The 16,148-nt window shown below is 44.6% G+C and carries 18 protein-coding genes; 12 read left to right on the forward strand and 6 right to left on the reverse strand.

Going from position 1 to position 16,148, the window contains the following annotated elements; genetic code table 11:
* The first annotated feature begins 188 nt into the window (after positions 1–188).
* The 7 genes from mreB to ACH6CZ_RS09140 all read left to right on the forward strand — a co-directional run bounded on the left by mreB (position 189) and on the right by ACH6CZ_RS09140 (position 4,945).
* A complete protein-coding gene (gene mreB / locus ACH6CZ_RS09110; RefSeq protein WP_374097114.1) occupies positions 189–1,190 on the forward strand; it encodes a rod shape-determining protein in 1,002 nt (333 codons plus the stop codon).
* 118 nt (positions 1,191–1,308) lie between these two features.
* A complete protein-coding gene (locus tag ACH6CZ_RS09115) occupies positions 1,309–2,148 on the forward strand; it encodes a flagellar hook-basal body protein (protein WP_374097115.1) in 840 nt (279 codons plus the stop codon).
* A 12-nt stretch (positions 2,149–2,160) separates the two neighbouring features.
* The gene (locus tag ACH6CZ_RS09120) at positions 2,161–3,000 is read left to right on the forward strand and encodes a flagellar hook-basal body protein (RefSeq protein WP_374097116.1); all 840 of its coding nucleotides are present in this window, start codon (positions 2,161–2,163) and stop codon (positions 2,998–3,000) included.
* A 15-nt stretch (positions 3,001–3,015) separates the two neighbouring features.
* The gene (locus ACH6CZ_RS09125; protein ID WP_374097117.1) at positions 3,016–3,270 is read left to right on the forward strand and encodes a DNA-directed RNA polymerase subunit beta; all 255 of its coding nucleotides are present in this window, start codon (positions 3,016–3,018) and stop codon (positions 3,268–3,270) included.
* A 15-nt stretch (positions 3,271–3,285) separates the two neighbouring features.
* Entirely contained in the window at positions 3,286–3,708 is a 423-nt protein-coding gene (gene fabZ / locus ACH6CZ_RS09130) for a 3-hydroxyacyl-ACP dehydratase FabZ (RefSeq protein WP_374097118.1), read from the forward strand.
* A 286-nt stretch (positions 3,709–3,994) separates the two neighbouring features.
* Positions 3,995–4,276: a hypothetical protein gene (locus ACH6CZ_RS09135; RefSeq protein ID WP_374097119.1), complete on the forward strand. Its 282-nt coding sequence runs from the start codon at positions 3,995–3,997 to the stop codon at positions 4,274–4,276.
* A gap of 285 nt (positions 4,277–4,561) precedes the next feature.
* Complete coding sequence (locus ACH6CZ_RS09140; protein WP_374097120.1) at positions 4,562–4,945, forward strand: hypothetical protein; 384 nt, start codon at positions 4,562–4,564, stop codon at positions 4,943–4,945.
* Between the two features lie 60 nt (positions 4,946–5,005).
* Here ACH6CZ_RS09140 and ACH6CZ_RS09145 read toward each other — a convergent pair whose 3' ends face one another.
* Positions 5,006–5,431: a YwpF family protein gene (locus tag ACH6CZ_RS09145; protein WP_374097121.1), complete on the reverse strand. Its 426-nt coding sequence runs from the start codon at positions 5,429–5,431 to the stop codon at positions 5,006–5,008.
* A 244-nt stretch (positions 5,432–5,675) separates the two neighbouring features.
* Between ACH6CZ_RS09145 and ACH6CZ_RS09150 the strand changes: the two genes are divergently transcribed.
* The gene (locus ACH6CZ_RS09150) at positions 5,676–6,077 is read left to right on the forward strand and encodes a single-stranded DNA-binding protein (protein ID WP_374097122.1); all 402 of its coding nucleotides are present in this window, start codon (positions 5,676–5,678) and stop codon (positions 6,075–6,077) included.
* A 404-nt stretch (positions 6,078–6,481) separates the two neighbouring features.
* Here the strand turns inward: ACH6CZ_RS09150 and ACH6CZ_RS09155 are convergent, their stop codons facing one another.
* Entirely contained in the window at positions 6,482–9,277 is a 2,796-nt protein-coding gene (locus ACH6CZ_RS09155; RefSeq protein WP_374097123.1) for a DEAD/DEAH box helicase, read from the reverse strand.
* A complete protein-coding gene (locus ACH6CZ_RS09160; RefSeq protein WP_374097124.1) occupies positions 9,264–10,799 on the reverse strand; it encodes an SWIM zinc finger family protein in 1,536 nt (511 codons plus the stop codon). The genes ACH6CZ_RS09155 and ACH6CZ_RS09160 overlap by 14 nt, the downstream gene beginning before the upstream one ends.
* Before the next feature lie 317 nt (positions 10,800–11,116).
* Here ACH6CZ_RS09160 and ACH6CZ_RS09165 point away from each other — a divergent pair, with 317 nt between their 5' ends.
* Entirely contained in the window at positions 11,117–12,070 is a 954-nt protein-coding gene (locus tag ACH6CZ_RS09165) for a nuclease-related domain-containing protein (RefSeq protein WP_374097125.1), read from the forward strand.
* 350 nt (positions 12,071–12,420) lie between these two features.
* Here the strand turns inward: ACH6CZ_RS09165 and ACH6CZ_RS09170 are convergent, their stop codons facing one another.
* The 3 genes from ACH6CZ_RS09170 to ACH6CZ_RS09180 form a co-directional block, all read right to left on the reverse strand.
* Complete coding sequence (locus tag ACH6CZ_RS09170) at positions 12,421–13,698, reverse strand: efflux RND transporter periplasmic adaptor subunit (RefSeq protein WP_374097126.1); 1,278 nt, start codon at positions 13,696–13,698, stop codon at positions 12,421–12,423.
* 16 nt (positions 13,699–13,714) lie between these two features.
* Positions 13,715–14,380 (reverse strand): hypothetical protein, encoded by a 666-nt coding sequence (locus ACH6CZ_RS09175; RefSeq protein ID WP_374097127.1) that lies wholly within the window; start codon positions 14,378–14,380, stop codon positions 13,715–13,717.
* A 262-nt stretch (positions 14,381–14,642) separates the two neighbouring features.
* Entirely contained in the window at positions 14,643–15,071 is a 429-nt protein-coding gene (locus ACH6CZ_RS09180) for a helix-turn-helix domain-containing protein (protein ID WP_374097128.1), read from the reverse strand.
* Positions 15,072–15,238: 167 nt separating this feature from the next.
* Between ACH6CZ_RS09180 and ACH6CZ_RS09185 the strand changes: the two genes are divergently transcribed.
* The 3 genes from ACH6CZ_RS09185 to ACH6CZ_RS09195 all read left to right on the forward strand — a co-directional run bounded on the left by ACH6CZ_RS09185 (position 15,239) and on the right by ACH6CZ_RS09195 (position 16,093).
* Positions 15,239–15,376 carry a hypothetical protein gene (locus tag ACH6CZ_RS09185; RefSeq protein WP_374097129.1) on the forward strand — a complete coding sequence of 46 codons (138 nt, stop codon included), beginning with the start codon at positions 15,239–15,241 and terminating at the stop codon, positions 15,374–15,376.
* Positions 15,377–15,472: 96 nt separating this feature from the next.
* Positions 15,473–15,922, forward strand: coding sequence for a hypothetical protein (locus ACH6CZ_RS09190; RefSeq protein ID WP_374097130.1), 450 nt, complete (start codon positions 15,473–15,475; stop codon positions 15,920–15,922).
* Between the two features lie 30 nt (positions 15,923–15,952).
* Entirely contained in the window at positions 15,953–16,093 is a 141-nt protein-coding gene (locus tag ACH6CZ_RS09195; RefSeq protein WP_374097131.1) for a YwzD family small protein, read from the forward strand.
* Positions 16,094–16,148 lie beyond the last annotated feature (55 nt).

Here is a 16,148-nt window from a genome sequence, read left to right on the forward strand (position 1 = left end):
GGAGGGCGGAGACTCCCGCCCCGGTAAAGGGCAGGTGAGACCCCGCAGAGCTTTAGCTCGAGGAGGCTCACCGTCCCGGGGCAGGAAAGCGCAGTCCTCCACGGAAATCAAAAGCGGTTACTAAAGTCAGTATTTATTTTTAAAAACAAAATCTATCAACCAGTGACCGAAGGGAGTCAAACAAGAACATGTTTTCTAAAGATATAGGAATTGACCTCGGAACAGCCAACCTGCTGATCCACGTAAAAGGTAAAGGAATCGTACTTAATGAACCATCCGTCGTTGCCATTGACAAAAAAACAAACCGCGTACTTGCAGTAGGTGAAGAAGCACGTAATATGGTCGGCAGAACACCGGGCAATATCGTCGCGATCCGTCCCCTGAAAGATGGCGTTATCGCTGATTTTGACGTAACAGAAGCGATGCTGAAGCACTTTATTACAAAGCTGAACTTAAGAGGTTTGATGTCAAAGCCACGCATTTTGATCTGCTGCCCGACAAATATTACAAGCGTTGAGCAAAAAGCCATTCGTGAAGCAGCTGAGAAGAGCGGCGGTAAGCGTATTTTCCTTGAAGAAGAGCCAAAAGTTGCAGCGATCGGCGCAGGGATGGATATTTTCCAGCCAAGCGGTAACATGGTTGTTGATATCGGAGGCGGAACGACTGATGTCGCTGTTCTTTCCATGGGTGATATCGTAACGTCGCAGTCCATTAAAATGGCTGGTGACCAATTTGATGCAGACATTTTAAACTATGTGAAAAAAGAATATAAGCTGCTGATTGGTGAGCGTACAGCAGAAGCAATCAAGTTGAGCATTGCAACGGTATTCCCTGATTCACGTGATGAAGAAATGGAGATTCGCGGACGTGATATGGTGAGTGGTCTGCCGCGTACAATTACAATCCGTTCAGCGGAAGTTGAAAAAGCACTGCGTGAATCAGTGGCAGTCATTGTTCAGGCAGCTAAAAACGTGCTTGAAAAAACACCGCCTGAGCTTTCAGCTGACATTATTGACCGTGGTGTCATCTTAACAGGTGGCGGTGCACTGCTGCATGGTATTGACCAGCTGCTTGCTGAAGAGCTGAAAGTTCCTGTGTTTGTGGCTGAAAACCCAATGGATTGCGTTGCAATCGGAACAGGTGTCATGCTCGAAAATATTGATAAAATCCCTCAGAGTAAACTGGGATAATGGACTTTAGGAGATTCCTGCTGACAATGTCGAAAGGAGGAATCTCCTGAAAATTCCTCCGTCTTAAGGAGAATCTTGTTATAATAAGTCACGGGTAAAAAATGATGAGGTGAAAACAATGTTTAGAGGCTTTTACACAGTTGCAACAGGCATGCTGGCTCAACAGAGAAAAACTGAAATGCTGACAAATAATATGTCTAACGTCAATACACCTGGCTTCAAGGCGGACCAGGCTTCGATGAGAGCATTTCCAGAGATGCTGCTTTCAAGTCTTGGGGACTCCAGAGTTCCGACAGAAAATGGGATGTCATCGACTCGTATGACTCCGGTCGGCGGTTTGAACACGGGTGTATATATGCAGGAGGCAGTGCCCTTATTTACACAAGGGGACCTGCGTGAAACAGGTCTGGCAACTGACCTCGCTATTTTACAGGGGAATCTGCCGGTAAATGAAGAAACCGGTGTGCCCGGCGCACTCTTTTTCACGCTGGAAAATGAAGACGGTACAGACAGGTATACACGAAACGGAAATTTTGCACTGGACGCAGACGGCTTTCTGACAACGCCGGGTGGCCATTACGTCCTTGATGAAAACGGAGCCAGAATTGAACTTGAAAACGACCGTTTTGAAGTAACTGACGCCGGTCAAATCGTTCAAAACGGTGCGAACATTGCAAGAGTCGGCGTAGCTTATTCGGATGATCCGCGCGCACTTGTAAAAGAAGGCGATGAACTCTACAGAGCGCCTGAAGGAACGGTATATGACAGTGCCTATGAAGTAGCAAATGCTGGCTTTACGATTAATCAGGGTTCACTCGAACGTTCAAATGTCGACAGTGCCAGAACAATGACTGACTTAATGACTGCCTACCGATCATTTGAAGCGAATCAAAAAGTACTTCAGGCATATGACCGGAGTATGGAAAAAGCCGTGAACGAAGTCGGCAGGCTGAACTAAGGGGGAGTATCAATGATCCGTAATATGGTGACCGCAACAAATACAATGAATCAGCTCCAGCAGCAGCTTGATCTGATTTCAAATAACATTGCCAACTCAGGAACTACTGGCTATAAGCAGACAACAGCAAACTTTAATTCGCTGCTTCATCAGCAGATCCAGAATCAGCGGGGAGACCAGGCACCTCGTATGACTCCGGATGGTCTTAGGCTCGGAAACGGTGCAAGAATCTCACAGTCACAGCTTGTAGCCACTCAAGGCACACTTCAGCGTACAGAAAGAGACCTTGATTTCGCATTCACATCAGAACATCAATACTTCAAAGTGCTGGTTCAATCAACTGACGGCACAGCTGAACAGAATTTCACAAGAGATGGCGCATTTTATCTTACCCCGGTAAATGATGATGAAGTGATGCTTGTCGATGCACAGGGAAACGGCATCTTAAACCAGAATGACGAACTCATCATGTTCGATGGCTCGATTGAGAATATTACACTTCAGGATGACGGGACATTACTCGTAGAAGGAGCCGGTGGGATCCAACAGACAGTTGAACTCGGCGTCGTTGATATTCAGCGTCCTCAGCTGATGGACCGGGTCTCAAGCATCTATCTTGGAATCCCTGATAACCTTGCCGAACTTGGCGTTGAGGCTGGTGAACTAATGGTTCAGATGGAAGGCGGACTCAGAACGGATATCGGGCTTGAGCAGGGTGCCCTCGAGCAGTCAAACGTTGATTTATCAAAAGCTTTTACTGAACTGATTGAAGTTCAGAGAAATTACCAATTTCATTCAAGAGCCGTTTCAATCTCTGATCAGATGTCCGGTCTTGTTAACGGATTGCGTTAAAGGAGTTATTGCTATATGTCAGAAACACGTTCAGAAAAAAATCAAAAGCCGGCTAAGCAGGAAAAAGAGTCTAAAACACCAAAATGGGTACAGGTCCGCCTGTTTCCAATTCTGATCAGAGTCGTATTAATCATTGTACTTGCAGGACTGAGCCTGATCGTGGGTCTGATGGTCGGCTACGGTGTTATCGGTGACGGTTCACCGCAGGATGCGTTAAAACCGGAAACATGGACACATATTATTGACTTAGTCACAAAAGATACAGAATAGCAGGAGGTTTTTTAGATGTTAGATACTCAGCAGATAAAAGAAATTATTCCCCACCGTTACCCGTTTTTACTGATTGATAAAGTGGTGGAAATTGAAGAAGGTAAACGCGCGGTTGCCATTAAAAATGTCACAGCAAATGAAGAATTTTTCAACGGACATTTCCCGGACTACCCGGTAATGCCAGGCGTTCTCATTGTAGAAGCACTCGCACAAACCGGCGCCGTTGCTATGCTAAAACAGGAAGACTACAAAGGCAAACTTGCCTTCTTCACAGGCATCGACAACTGCCGTTTCAAGCGCCAGGTAAAACCAGGTGACCAGCTCCGCCTTGAAGTTGAAATCATCCGCATCAAAGGACCAATCGGCAAAGGAAAAGCCACAGCAACCGTTGATGGCGAAGTGGCATGCGAGACGGAGATCATGTTTGCAATAAAGTAAGCGTTGAATAGTGTATGATATATGACTCGTTTTTTATATCTTAGGTGAGCGGAGCGTAAGGTGGCGACTCCGAGACGATTAGAGGGAAGCTGAGACCCCGTAAGGCTTGCCTGAGGAGGCTCAGCAACCTCCGTCCGGAAAGCGTCCGCCTGAAGCGCAGTGAGCCGGTTTAAGGCTGAGACACATTCGTCCAGTCTCTTTTAATGCGCATACATATTTCACACCTCTCCGGGGAAACTATCGACAGACCGTGAATGGTCATCCCACAAAAAGGAGAGGAATCAAAATGAACAAATATATCAAAATGACTGCCGGTTCACTACTTGCAGCTGCACTAATGGTAGGCTGTAACGTCGATGACGGAATGACGGGCGACGAAGGCGCCATGGAAAACCCGATAAACGACAATCGTGACAACAATGGAATGGACAACAACCGTGTAGATGATGACTGGGGAATAGACGGCGACCGTAACAATGACCGTAACAACGGCATGGGCAACACAAACCGCGAAGATATCATTGAAGATGATATCGATCGCGAAGACCGCGACAATCGCGACGAGTAAGTTCGACTGCCGGAGCAATCCGGCAGGTTGTCTTTACATATGTAAATCATGTACTAAAAAGTCTTCATCCATAACAATACTTACATAACAGACAAGACTAATTCCACCCCTAATGACTGTAATCATGATAAAAGACACACGCGATACCTCTGGGTTGTATAGATGATTGTGCTTTTTACACCAATAAGGTAAAATGCACAGAGAGACTTTTCACTTCAACGTTGAGCACATCGCAGTCATTGGGAAATTATCGGATAGTATAGAGCTAGGAGGTTCGTTTCTTATATGCTTCAACAATTGCCAACAGGGACTAAAATCAGCATTACCCGCTCAATCAATACTGCATTTGAGCAGTACATGAGCGAAATTGAATGGAATGAAGATCAATTCAATATGGTTGAATTCATGAATTCATGGAGCAGATACATTACAACACAGGCATCATGGTATGAAAGCCTTGAGCCATCAGTAAAAGAAAGCCCTGAATTCCATGAACAACTTGCAAATAAAATCAACGAAACAATCGAAAAGGTGCTCGAAGAAGAACCGACTCCGGCTCAGATCGAACGCATTGAACAGCTTCAGCTAAGTACAGGAAGCGAAATGGACTTCTCATGTAAAGCAGAAGCAAAATACGTGATTCAGACTTTAGAAAGAAAACTTTCATAATATATAAAAGGACTGTTCAAAAACTCATCATGCCTGATGTTTTGAACAGTCCTTTTTTGATCACTTTTTAATCCTCGGCTTTTCCTTCATCTGATGCTTAAACTCAGCAAGCAGCTCATCACCCGCCATCTCTTTTTGCTCTAATATGTACGCAAGCAGCTCTTCAGCGTATTCATTCCGCTGATTTCGCATATGCGCTGTAAACAGCACACTCACCTTATCATCAATTGGTTTCACCTCATGAACAGTGGCAAATAAACCGGCAGGATCGTTTTTTTCATTTGAAATAACAGCCAGTACCTCAATATCATCATCGCTCTGCTGGAGCCGCTGGAAATATTCTGTTTCCGTACCATCTAAAAACGCTTCTAAAATCCAAGTCTGATGCTCATCTTCCTTATTAATAATCAGCCCGTCATGAAGATTAAAATTCCGTATATGCTCATCTTCAACGATTTGAATTTTCATCAGTTTGAACGTCTTCACATTGCTCCAGCTCCTTCAATTCATTTACGAACATTATAACATAACGAAAATTTTTACAAAAAATCTGAAAATAACATTTTAGATCATTTCCCGGGGAATATTGTCGTCTAAAAAGTGATTTTCTTTTAAGAGCATTTGATACATTTAACCATGAAAATCGACATCAAATTGAATATTTCCATGTTTTACAACAATTCAACCGCCATATATGATGAGTTTATTCTAAAAGAAAGGAGGTTGCATTATGATCAATCAGGTAACTTTAGTAGGCAGGCTGACCAAGGATCCTGAGTTAAAAGAAATCGCAGGTAACAGACAGGTGCTGAACGTAACCATTGCAGTCAACCGGCCATTTAAAAATCAGGCAGGAGAATTTGAAGCAGACTTCATCAGGTGCACGATCTGGAACCGCAACGCACAAAACACCTCAGTCTATTGTGAAAAAGGATCCCTTGTAGGCATCGTCGGCAGCATCCAGTCACGGTCATATGAAAGAGAAGATGGCACCAGGCAGTACTCAACAGAAGTACATGTGGATACAGTCAGATTCATGGACCGCAAAAAGCAAACAGACCTCGGCCCATTCGAACAGCCAATTCCACAAAGTACAGCTCCACCAGATTTCCATTTAGAAACGATCAAATAAAACAAGCCAAAGCTCCGCTCCAACAAGCAGCTGACTCCTGCAGCACCCGTCAAACCTTCCCCATTGACCAGCCTGCAGGAGTCAAAAGCTTACCGCAACCAACCCCTGATATCCCGCGATTTGTATGCTACATACGGCATAGGTGCTTTAAAAAATGGCTGATGATTTCCGCGTTGATTTTCAGCTAAACAAAAAGAAATATTAAAATTATTACGTACCATCCAGCGATTGACTGTAGTGGAGGACGGAGACTCCCACCCCAGGAAGGGACAGTTGACACCCCGCAAGCGAAGCTGAGGAGGCTCACCGCCCGGGGGCAGGAAAGCGCAGTCCTCCACGGAAATCAATCGCGGCATTTCATCCCAAACAATAAAAAACCGCCTGACCATGTCAGACGGTTTTCTTCAGGCATTCAAAACCAGTAAATCCTCAAGCTCCTCATTCGAAAGCTCTGTAATCCACTGATCGCCTCGTATAATATCCTCATTCAGCGACTGCTTTTTCTCAAGCATCTTATCAATCTTCTCCTCAATCGTGCCGGAAGAAATAAACTTATGCACATGCACAAACCGCGTCTGGCCAATCCGGTAAGCACGGTCAGTCGCCTGATTTTCAACGGCTGGATTCCACCAGCGGTCATAGTGAATCACATGGTTCGCAGCAGTCAGCGTCAGCCCGGTTCCGCCGGCTTTCAGACTCAGAATAAATACCGGGAATTCACCGGCCTGAAACTGCTCAACCAGCTGATCACGCATTGCTTTTGGCGTTGATCCATTTAAAAACGGTACCTTAAAGCCGTATTTTTTCTGCAATACATCCTGAATCATGCGACCCATTGAAATATACTGCGTGAAAATAATCGTACCTTCACGCGCTTCTAAAATCTGCTCCACAAGATCCATCAGCTTATCCATCTTTTCAGAACGCGCCACAATATCAGCAGGGGATTCCTCCTGCAGGTAAAGGGCAGGGTGGTCACACAGCTGCTTCAGCCTGTTCAGCATCTGCAGTACCATTCCTTTTCGCTCAATGCCTGAGAGCTGCGGAATTTTTTCAAGCGTATCCTGTACGAGCTGTTCATAAAGTGAAGCCTGTTCGGATGTTAATGGACAGAATTCCTTCTGCTCAATTTTAGACGGCAGGTTCAGTCCAACTGCAGGATCCACCTTTGTGCGGCGAAGCAGGAATGGACGAATCCGTTTTTGCAGCTTCAGTGTTAAATCCTCTGACCCGTCACGTTCAATCGGCGCAATGAAGTCCTTTCTGAATGCAGCAAGGGAGCCGAGGTAACCGTGATTAATAAAGTCGAAAATCGCCCAAAGCTCAGACAGTCTGTTTTCCATCGGCGTACCCGTTAAAGCAAGGTGATGCTGACCCTTTAAGCTGCGGATCGCTTTAGACTGCTTTGTAAACGGGTTTTTAATATTCTGCGCCTCATCCAGGGCAACGGCAGTCCACTGCACCGCTGATAATTCCTCCTGATCAGCATGGCAAAGCCCATACGAGGTCAGGACGACATCAGCTTTGGCAATAGAGGCTTTAAAATCTTCACCCTTCGCACGCACTGGTCCATAGTGAAGCTGTACGTCAAGCTCAGGCGCAAAGCGTTCAATCTCACGCTGCCAGTTACCCAGCACTGAAGTCGGGCAGATAATTAAAAATGGCTGCTCAGGTGATTCAGCTTGTTTTACATGCTGCATATAGCTGATCAGCTGAATCGTTTTTCCAAGCCCCATATCATCAGCCAGGCACGCACCAAAACGGTTGGCGCGCAGAAAGCTCATCCAGCTGAAGCCCTGCTGCTGATAAGGTCTCAGCTCACCCTGAAGTTCATCCGGGGGAGGAAGGAGCGGGATTTTTCCCGTATCATTCAGCTTTTCCATCATCGACTTCATTGAGCGGTTTAATTCAAACTGAATTCTAAGGTCATCCGCGCTGTCATCCTCTTCATCATTCAGATGATCCTCAAGCAGGTCCTGCATGCTGATGCCGTTCTTTTTGGCCGCCTGCATTGCAGCCTGAATCCTTGCAATCATCGCGGGATCGAGCGCAACCCACTCACCGTTCAGCTGAATAAACCGTCGCTTTTCTTCCACAAGTGATTGAAATTCATCATCTGACAGATCCTGTCCGTTCACTGAAATTTTCCAGTCATAATCTACAAGGGAATCAAGTCCAACGAATGACGGGCGGTAGTTATGATCACCTTTCACAGAAGCCTTCAGTGCGACATTTGATTTTTGAATCGAGCGCCACCACGCAGGCAGCAGAATTTCAACATCAAGCGCAAGCAGCTTTTCACTGCCCTCTGTTAAAAAGAGCCATGCACGTTCCTCGGCCATTTCAAGCTGCCACTGATCATCCTCTTTTAAATAAGGAATCAGCTTCACCCAGCGATCGAGTTCCTGTGAGATCGCTGTTTCTTCATCGAGCCACCTTTTAGGAAGGGAGGCAGACAGCGGCTGTGACAAATTCAGATCATATGTCCAGTCAGCGCGCCTGCTGTCACGAAGGAACGGCTGCATTTTCCACGGCTGTTCCTCGGATTCAGGTTCCTCAAGCCGCAGTCCAAAGCGGTACGGCAGTGCAAGATCCTTCTGCTCAACCCACATTTTCCACTTCTTTTCATCAAAATAAGCAGCCAGATCTTCAGCCGTCAGGACATGTCCTTTATTGAATAGGCGTTCTGCAAGATTCGAGCTTCTCGGATGGTGGTCAAAAAACGATGTAATCGCATGCTCATACCAGTCATTCATAAACTTCTTCTGATCTGCATCCGCTGATTCACCGCTGTAGGACATATCCGCCCACTCACTCCAGAACTCATCGCCAAGCTTCATCTCGAACGTCTCACCGTCAGCCCGGTGATTCCACTCAGCCAGCCACTTTCCTTCAGTGATCCATTCATATAAAAGAGGTGCGGCATCATACATAAAATCCGCCTGCTCAGATAATTCAAAGCTTACACGGCCATGGAACTCTGGCTGAGCAAATAGCGTCAGCACCGCCCAGCTGTCGAGCGCAATACTGTCAGCCGGCAGTCCGCTGAGGTTCGGAAGGGAAGTGCCATGAAACGATTCTTTATGCCATAAAAGCAGCGCGTACTGCCAAATTGAAGGGTCGATCATCTCACCATCTTCATTTACGACTCTGATCGAAAAATAACCGTCGGAAAGCGGCAGTACATCAATCTTTTCCATGAATCAGTTTCCCCCTCTCGCACTCTTCTCTAAATGCACGCAGCCTTCTGTACCGATCAACCAGCTGCTCAAGATACAGATCAAAGCGGGGCTCTTCATTCAGCCCCTGATAAATTTTCTTCAGCTTCTTCAAATAGCGTACAGCTTTTTTATACGTCTCGCGCTGCTTTTTCTGAACCAGACTCTCGATCCACTGATGTAATAGCGGAGCAGCAAACTCAGGCTTACGCTCCATCAGCTTTTTCAAACCGGCAGCTTCAAGCTCCTCCGGCGTAAAATCAATCCAGTGGACGAGTTCTACCCATTCCTTATATTTACCTGCATCCAGCATCACAGCACCTAAATGACGCGCGCTGTAAGGCAGCAGTTTTTCATACAATTTAATTGTCACATCAGGCACATGCAGTCTCAGCTGCTCACCTTCAATTTTATGAATCAGCCACAGTGCAAACGAGCGGCGATCAGAATGGTTTTCCATCCGCTCCAGATAAAGATCCAGCTTTTTCTGCATCGCTTTTAACACCCTGACTGAACGGTCAATCTCATCCTCGCGCAGCAGCCACTCAAGCCACTGCACCGCGTGAGGCACCGCAAGCTCAGAAGAAGCCGCAAATTGCTCCTCAAAATCCTCATCGTTCCTCAGCAGCGCAAAAATCGTCTGTGCCAGATGCGTTTCATCCGACTGTTCCAATGTAGCCAAACGTTCAGCTTCAAGCTCCCGGTCGCGCCGCTTCGTAAACAACTGAAACCACATCATCCCGTAAACTGAAAAGCTGAGAGGGTCCTTTCTCTCAAGCAGCTCCGCCGTATCAGACTTCAGCTTCTTGAAAAATGGATCAAACGAAAACGGGTGGGCATACACAGTCAAGTCATACAGAGCTTTCTGCATTGCTTCCATAATTGTCTCCAGCCCGCGGGTAATATCCGCCGACTCCTGATCAAACTTCCCGGCGAGGTAATGATAGTAGTAAAAAGATACATACAGCATATATAAAGGAGTCCATTCCTTCTCAACCGGCGCCTGTTCCTGAAACTTGCGGTACCCGGCAAGAATATAATGCTCCATCAAATAACCGTCTTCCTGGATTTTCTCAAGCGGCATCAAAGCAGCCGTCGTTTCAGCCAGCCTGCGCCACGCATCAGGTGACTTTTGTGCCCGCACCTGTGCATCCTGCTTCTGATTCCGCCACGTCTGAATCCACTGACTCACACTCGCATGCTGCTGATAAAACTTAAAAAAAACAGCCATCCGGTGGCGGCACCACGGCTCCTCAGGACAGCTGCAGCTGCTTCCCTTATCAGGATTCAGTGAAATACGCACGCTCACGCCATGCACATCACGAACCTTCGCCTTCAGCATCTGATTATTCGCATCAAACCCCATCTCATACACCGTGCCCTGCCTATATAAAAACAATCCCTTTTGTACAAGACGTTCATCAGCCTGATCAGCAGGCGAAAACTGCCTGAATATACGCTGCTCCAGCCGCTCCAGCCCATTAGCAAGCAATTGCGTTTGCATTCACCATCTCCACCTTTTCGAAAAAAAACGTATCTTTTATTATACCGTACTTTTGCTAAAAAACGAAGGGGGAGGGGAGAATGGGTGGTGGAACGGTGTTTGAGGTCGTGGGTGTGATCCGAAAATTGGTGGATGTGATCCGAAAAAAGGGCAATCTGATCCGAAAAATTATGTATCTGATCCGAAATGTAGGATGAAGGAAAAATCTGATCTGAGAATCGCTGAAAGTGATCCATAAAATTCCGTATGTGACTCGAAAGTGAGTGAAAGTGATCTAAAAACTATGCGCCTCTCAATCAAAAATAAGGAGACGATTTATGATACTAAAACCGCGTATTTTACCGAAAACCATTCAAACGCTTCAATGCATTAACAATCGACTGCCGGATTTTCATCCTTCAAAACCGCACATTGAAAAAGAACTTGGACAATGTCTGGCAGGGTTTCATGGTGAAAAAAGCTCTGATTACTATTTAACAATGATTGAACCCGAACCCCTGATCATCTGCGACCTGCGTCTGAAATACAAAGGCATGTATTTTCAAATAGATACAATGCTGATATGTCCAAACGCAGTGATCATTTTCGAAATCAAATACATTAAGGGAACCATAGAAATTAAGTCACATTACGATCAGACATTAAGAACGCTAAATGGAATAGAGGAGGGATTCCCAAGTTTCAAACTGCAGGCAGAGCGGCAGGCAGACTTGCTAAGTAAATGGCTCAAACACCACTGTAACCTACAAATTCCCGTTATCCCTTATGTAGTCATGGGCAACCTGAAAACAATTGTGAAGGCTGAAATGAATGAAGATCTCCTCCACACAATTTCAATGCAGGCCATTCCAAAAACGGTGCACCAATTGATGAACGAGTATCAATCTAAAAAGATATCTGCAAAAAAAGCAATCGAACTTGGTGAAAAACTGATACAGGCCCATGAAGAAAATGTTATCGACTGGTACAAAAAATTCAGCATTACTTTTAATGATTTAATAAAAGGGTTTATTTGCCCGTCATGTAAAGCGTTTCACATCATGAAAAAAGCAAGAAAGTGCTGGTGCAATGCATGTAATCTGAGTGGCATTGGCATCTACGAATATGCAGTTGAAGAAGCATTCTTATTACTTGGAGAAGGATTGACCAACAGACAATTCAGGATGCTTTTTAAGACTGCTTCAAATCAATCAGTCAAGCGGCTTCTTAAAAAAATGGAGCTGGATCGCATGGGAACGGGGAGTGGGACTAAATATTTCAGAAGAAGGTAATTAGTTTCTTGGGGGAATGGAATAAGAAGATCTAACCCCTCAGTTTCCGAAGGGCATTTCAGGAAAAAACATATTATGAATTTAGGGAGAGGTGGAGCGACGTGATCCGAAATGGAGGAAATGTGATCTGGAAATCAAGGGATGTGATTCGAAAAATACCGGATCTGACCCAAAAATTTCGCTCTCAAAAAAATATGATCTAAAATATCTAGAAAGTGATCCGAAATTTTTTGTATGTGATCTGAGATTTAGTAAATGTGACCCGAGATCCGCCTCGCTACCCCGCTCTGCAAACGTCATCCCCAAAAAGCCCAACAAAAAAAGCCCCGCACCACGCGAGGCTTCTAAACTTAATTAGGCAAAACACCCAACAATACATATTTCCAATTCGTCCGGCTCTCCGTATAGCCAAGGTTATCAAACGTTAGACGGTTGAATCTCATCGGCGTGATGTACGGCATCCCCGTGCGTTCAATCTGTTCCGGGTCCACCGTTACCCATTCGCCTGCTGTAAGACCGTTTAAAATCTGCTGGCGGTCGCCATCGAGCAATCCGATTTCAACGATTCGCGGCTCTACAAGACCAGCTTCGTTTAATATATAAATTTTAGATTGATCGAGCCCGATAACAGGCATGGTCACAGCGTTCGGTACTGATTCAAGCACGATTTCATTCACAACGTGCTGTCCGATAAACCAGTCCTGCGTTGCTGTAAGCAGATCAATGTCAACAGGGTACATGCTTTTACCGTTCAGATCAGGTTCCTGCTCAGGCAGCAGTGGATTTGAAGCTACTGACCCGTCAACAACTGATTCAGCAACCGGTGAAGTCACCCTAGCCTGCATGCCTTCAGTGACAATTTTAGCCTCTTCATCCGTCATTTTAGAATGAGAAGCAAGTGAATCTGTGTAGATCGTAATGAGCGGGTGGCTGATATCCTCAGCAAGGCGCGCAATCTGACCAGTATATTCACTTTCAACTGTTACAACCGGACTGTCTTCAAGCCCGTCAGCTAAACGTTCGTACTTATCACGCTCAGCCTCAAGCCTTTCAACCTGCGCTTCCTGTTCGCCAATCTGCTGATTGATCAGGGAACGCGTCTGTGCAACTGTCGCATCTGAAACATCAATTCCGACTTCAAGCTCAATCGTCACCAGTAATTCTTCGTCATCAAGCGAACTCGATTGACCTGCATCAGCAGAAGACGAAGATGTTGTATCCTTAATTTGATTTTCAATCGACTCAAGCTCATCAATATAAGACTCCACCGCAGAAATTTCACTTTCAATCTGCTCAATTTCCGATTCGAATACAAGACGCTGTTCTTCCAGATCAGAAACCGTATACTCGTATAGCGGTGTGCCAGGCGATACCGTGTCACCTTCTTCAACTAAAAATCTTGTAAACATCCCGAGCTGTTCAGAAAAATACACTCGTTCTTCAACTGCTGTCTGAATTACACCGTTTTTAACCATTACATTTTCAACAAGCTCACTCTGCGCCGTTTTCTGATCATGGACAATAGAGGTTCTGTCTACAAGCAGCAAATCATGTTTTATTAAGAAAAGGTTCACGCCGACAAAAATAACTGCGAGAACGCCAATTAACCATTTATTTCGTGTACTCACTAAATGTCAGCCTCCCTCATAAAAATATATAACGATAAAACGGCAGCCACTCAAGCGTCGCAGTAGCCGTCCAGAATAAAATATTTAACCCAAGAAGGATTAAAAATGCAGCCCACCATTTAAGCGAAGTGAGAGAACGCAGCGTCATAAACTGCCAGTAAATGACCCAGAACTTAAACAGTGAAATCGCACCTAAAAAGTACACTACCCATGCCTGATCGATAAAGTACTGACCAATCACACCCCATGAAAACGGTGATGAATACCAGTCAATTCCCTGCCATGCCATCAGCACGATATAGCTCAGCTGTTCCAAAAGCAGAATCATCACAGGAAATACTGAAAGCGCCAGCGCCTGCTTGAATCTCAGCTCTTTTGACATGAGCCAATAAAAAAGCGCCGGGAAAAACAGGACAATACTCACATACAATAAACCAAGTCCCAATCTTCCAAGCAAAAAGTAAAAACGCTGCAGGTCATACTCGAGACCATAAAATAAAACAAAATTTCCGGCCCACTCCTGCGTGCCCATACCGATCACTGCACTGAAGCCGAAAATCAACAAACCTGCTATAAAAGCAGCAGTTATGTATCGTTTTATATGTAAAACAGCATCGCTGCCCAACACGAAATCTATCAATCTGCCAGGGTCTTTCAGCCCCTCGCGCAACCCGTACCGCATCTTCAAACCTCCCAAAAATAATCGCTTTCTCTATTGTAAAGAAAAACACTGATCTTGTCACTGCTTGAAGTAATTTGAAATTAAATGTTGTAATAGTGAGAAAAATAGAAGGGTCTAAAGTACCGGGTGAGGAGTGATGACTTGATTTAGTAGGATGTACATGCTGGGTACGGAGGTGAAAGTGTTATTTGGTGAGCACCATAGGGACAGACATAAGGAATTTCAAAAGCTTACTCACCTGTGTCCCTACAGTGCCATGCAATCAATAATAATTACTCCTCAAAACCTTCAGCAATTGAACCAAAGTCCTCACATGCGTCTTCTGCTTGGAAGGGGGCATATGGGACAGTGTGCGGATTTCATCGAGCAGCGCCGGGTTTTCTCTGAGGAAATCGATGAGCTCTTGGTCTTCGGCTTTTATAATTTTTCTGGAAAGTGTCTCTTGGGATTCTTTGATCAATTTCGGGTCAGCTGTTTTATGTAACACGATGGAGATGAACAGTTCGTCATCCATCCGGTAGATCTCTTTTATTTTACGCAATGTATCAATCGGTACCTGCCGGATTCCTCTTTCATAGTTGGATAAGGTGGCAGGCTGAATATTTAATTGGATAGCAGCTTCTTTTTGACTGATTTGTAAAATGTCTTCACGATAATGCTTCAGAAAATTTGCTAAAGACAATGTTTTCACCTTCTCCAATACGGAATACATTTACCATATCGGTCCAGAAAGGCTGATAACTAAAAATCAACAATTTGTTTAATAAAAATGATTAACAAATTGTTGATAAAAAGATATAATAAGAAATTATAAAATACAATAAATATGTAATTTTCTGATAATTGGAGGAAATGTAAGTGGATACTTTTCATAATTGGGTACGTGAGACGAGTATTGAATTTGAGAAAAAACTGTCCAGAGCATTAAAACCTGAGGAAATTGATTTTTTAAAATGGGTTGAAGTGCAATTATTAGAATCTGAAGAGTCACAATAACATAGAGAGAAAACTGGTCATTTCATAAAACCTCAGCTCCCGCATTGAGACGGAGTGCCTTTGTAGAAGCTGCTATCATGAATTATGGGGGATTTTATGAATCATTACACATTTAGTTTTGAGGAGCTGCCGCAAAATCTGAATACAATTTTAAAAGACTTCAGGGAATACGATGCAGTTCAGGATTTTGAGCGGCTTCCACACTACAATTTTTTCAGGCAGTTACAGCAGTTATTTTACAAAGAGAATAAAGTATTCCTAGAAGATTGCCGTTATTACGCAAAGGGCTCTTCTCCACAACAAACTAACTTCATGATATTACTTCGCGGAAAATCGTCCTTTTCAATAAAAATCTCGTGCAACACTAAAACCCGAACCATTGATTTTACATTTCCGCACGATGAGGCATATTGTCAGCGTTCATTAAGCAGTGCACTCAGCTACGCCTTTAACTACTCACGCCCAGCTGATTACCTTGATGAGCCCATATTACCAGGAGAAAAAAGAGTGATTTGGTCCGGTTTAGTATGGAGAGACAAAAGGTAATATACTGTAAAAAACAATGGAGCGATTCACATGGCAATGGAACAACTTACAAACGAACATTTAACATCAATATTAAAAGAAGCACATACAAAAGGCCAAAAAGAGGAACTCACACCAAAACAAATGGTGCAGTGGCTTGCTTCACAGATGAATACCAGTCAGGCGAAATAACCCAGCATTTTCTGGTGCTCACCATGTACTTAAGACTATTAAAATGACGAATTCA

Source organism: Jeotgalibacillus sp. JSM ZJ347, assembly GCF_044383825.1.
Lineage (GTDB): Bacteria > Bacillota > Bacilli > Bacillales > Jeotgalibacillaceae > Jeotgalibacillus.